This window comes from Streptomyces sp. NPDC030222 (genome assembly GCF_055573115.1).
In genome coordinates this window covers 1-3,195 of record NZ_JBVICA010000052.1, presented here as the reverse complement: position 1 = coordinate 3,195, position 3,195 = coordinate 1, and the positions used below count along the sequence as shown (strand labels likewise).

Here is a 3,195-nt window from a genome sequence, read left to right as displayed (position 1 = left end):
CGGGGGTGATGGGTGGCTGGTCGTTGCTTGAGAACTGCACAGTGGACGCGAGCATCTGTGGCCAAGTTTTTAAGGGCGCACGGTGGATGCCTTGGCACCAGGAACCGATGAAGGACGTGGGAGGCCGCGATAGGCCCCGGGGAGCTGTCAACCGAGCTTTGATCCGGGGGTGTCCGAATGGGGAAACCCGGCAGTCGTCATGGGCTGTCACCCATACCTGAACACATAGGGTATGTGGAGGGAACGCGGGGAAGTGAAACATCTCAGTACCCGCAGGAAGAGAAAACAACCGTGATTCCGGGAGTAGTGGCGAGCGAAACCGGATGAGGCCAAACCGTATGTGTGTGAGACCCGGCAGGGGTTGCGCATGCGGGGTTGTGGGAGTGAGCTTTTGTGGTCTGCCGGCCATGAGGCGAGTCAGAAACCGTTGATGTAGGCGAAGGACATGCGAAAGGTCCGGCGTAGAGGGTAAGACCCCCGTAGCCGAAATGTCAGCGGCTTGCTTGCTCATTTCCCAAGTAGCACGGGGCCCGAGAAATCCCGTGTGAATCTGGCGGGACCACCCGCTAAGCCTAAATATTCCCTGGTGACCGATAGCGGATAGTACCGTGAGGGAATGGTGAAAAGTACCGCGGGAGCGGAGTGAAATAGTACCTGAAACCGTGTGCCTACAAGCCGTGGGAGCGTCGGGATCCTTTGGATCCTCGTGACTGCGTGCCTTTTGAAGAATGAGCCTGCGAGTTAGCGGTGTGTAGCGAGGTTAACCCGTGTGGGGAAGCCGTAGCGAAAGCGAGTCCGAATAGGGCGATTGAGTTGCACGCTCTAGACCCGAAGCGGAGTGATCTAGCCATGGGCAGGTTGAAGCGGAGGTAAGACTTCGTGGAGGACCGAACCCACCAGGGTTGAAAACCTGGGGGATGACCTGTGGTTAGGGGTGAAAGGCCAATCAAACTCCGTGATAGCTGGTTCTCCCCGAAATGCATTTAGGTGCAGCGTCGTGTGTTTCTTGCCGGAGGTAGAGCACTGGATAGGCGATGGGCCCTACCGGGTTACTGACCTTAGCCAAACTCCGAATGCCGGTAAGTGAGAGCGCGGCAGTGAGACTGTGGGGGATAAGCTCCATGGTCGAGAGGGAAACAGCCCAGAGCATCGACTAAGGCCCCTAAGCGTACGCTAAGTGGGAAAGGATGTGGAGTCGCAGAGACAACCAGGAGGTTGGCTTAGAAGCAGCCACCCTTGAAAGAGTGCGTAATAGCTCACTGGTCAAGTGATTCCGCGCCGACAATGTAGCGGGGCTCAAGCGTACCGCCGAAGTCGTGTCATTCGTACAGAAGCCCCAACGGGTGTACGGATGGGTAGGGGAGCGTCGTGTGCCGGGTGAAGCAGCACTGGAAGGTAGTTGTGGACGGTTCACGAGTGAGAATGCAGGCATGAGTAGCGATACAAGAGTGGGAAACTCTTGCGCCGATTGACTAAGGGTTCCTGGGTCAAGCTGATCTGCCCAGGGTAAGTCGGGACCTAAGGCGAGGCCGACAGGCGTAGTCGATGGACAACCGGTTGATATTCCGGTACCCGCTTTGAAACGCCCAATATCGAGCCCATTAATGCTAAGGCCGTGAAGCCGTCCTGGATCCTTCGGGTGAAGGGGAGTGGTGGAGCCGCTGACCCAAGGTGGTAGTAGGTAAGCGATGGGGTGACGCAGGAAGGTAGTCCAGCCCGGGCGGTGGTTGTCCCGGGGTAAGGGTGTAGGGCGCTGTCTAGGCAAATCCGGACAGCATGAGCCTGAGACCTGATGCCGAGCCGATTGTGGTGAAGTGGATGATCCTATGCTGTCGAGAAAAGCCTCTAGCGAGTTTCATGGCGGCCCGTACCCTAAACCGACTCAGGTGGTCAGGTAGAGAATACCGAGGCGTTCGGGTGAACTATGGTTAAGGAACTCGGCAAAATGCCCCCGTAACTTCGGGAGAAGGGGGGCCACGTCTGGTGATGAGTCTTGCACTCTGAGCTGGGGGTGGCCGCAGAGACCAGCGAGAAGCGACTGTTTACTAAAAACACAGGTCCGTGCGAAGCCGTAAGGCGATGTATACGGACTGACGCCTGCCCGGTGCTGGAACGTTAAGGGGACCGGTTAGCTCTGATTCGTCAGGGCGAAGCTGAGAACTTAAGCGCCAGTAAACGGCGGTGGTAACTATAACCATCCTAAGGTAGCGAAATTCCTTGTCGGGTAAGTTCCGACCTGCACGAATGGCGTAACGACTTCTCGACTGTCTCAACCATAGGCCCGGTGAAATTGCACTACGAGTAAAGATGCTCGTTTCGCGCAGCAGGACGGAAAGACCCCGGGACCTTTACTACAGTTTGATATTGGTGTTCGGTTCGGCTTGTGTAGGATAGGTGGGAGACTGTGAAGCTTGGACGCCAGTTCAGGTGGAGTCGTCGTTGAAATACCACTCTGGTCGTGCTGGATGTCTAACCTGGGTCCGTGATCCGGATCAGGGACAGTGTCTGATGGGTAGTTTAACTGGGGCGGTTGCCTCCTAAAGGGTAACGGAGGCGCCCAAAGGTTCCCTCAGCCTGGTTGGCAATCAGGTGTTGAGTGTAAGTGCACAAGGGAGCTTGACTGTGAGACCGACGGGTCGAGCAGGGACGAAAGTCGGGACTAGTGATCCGGCGGTGGCTTGTGGAAGCGCCGTCGCTCAACGGATAAAAGGTACCCCGGGGATAACAGGCTGATCTTCCCCAAGAGTCCATATCGACGGGATGGTTTGGCACCTCGATGTCGGCTCGTCGCATCCTGGGGCTGGAGTCGGTCCCAAGGGTTGGGCTGTTCGCCCATTAAAGCGGTACGCGAGCTGGGTTTAGAACGTCGTGAGACAGTTCGGTCCCTATCCGCTGTGCGCGTAGGAGTCTTGAGAAGGGCTGTCCCTAGTACGAGAGGACCGGGACGGACGAACCTCTGGTGTGCCAGTTGTTCTGCCAAGGGCATGGCTGGTTGGCTACGTTCGGGAGGGATAACCGCTGAAAGCATCTAAGCGGGAAGCCTGCTTCGAGATGAGGACTCCCACCCACTTGATGGGGTAAGGCTCCCAGTAGACGACTGGGTTGATAGGCCGGATATGGAAGCCAGGTAACTGGTGGAGTTGACCGGTACTAATAGGCCGAGGGCTTGTCCTCAGTTGCTCGCGTCCACTGTGT

1 rRNA gene is annotated in these 3,195 nt (G+C 57.0%); it reads left to right on the top strand.

The features are described 5' to 3' along the window. The first annotated feature begins 59 nt into the window (after positions 1-59). Positions 60-3,174: ribosomal RNA gene (locus tag ACZ4Z5_RS33135) — 23S ribosomal RNA — on the top strand. Positions 3,175-3,195: the final 21 nt, after the last annotated feature.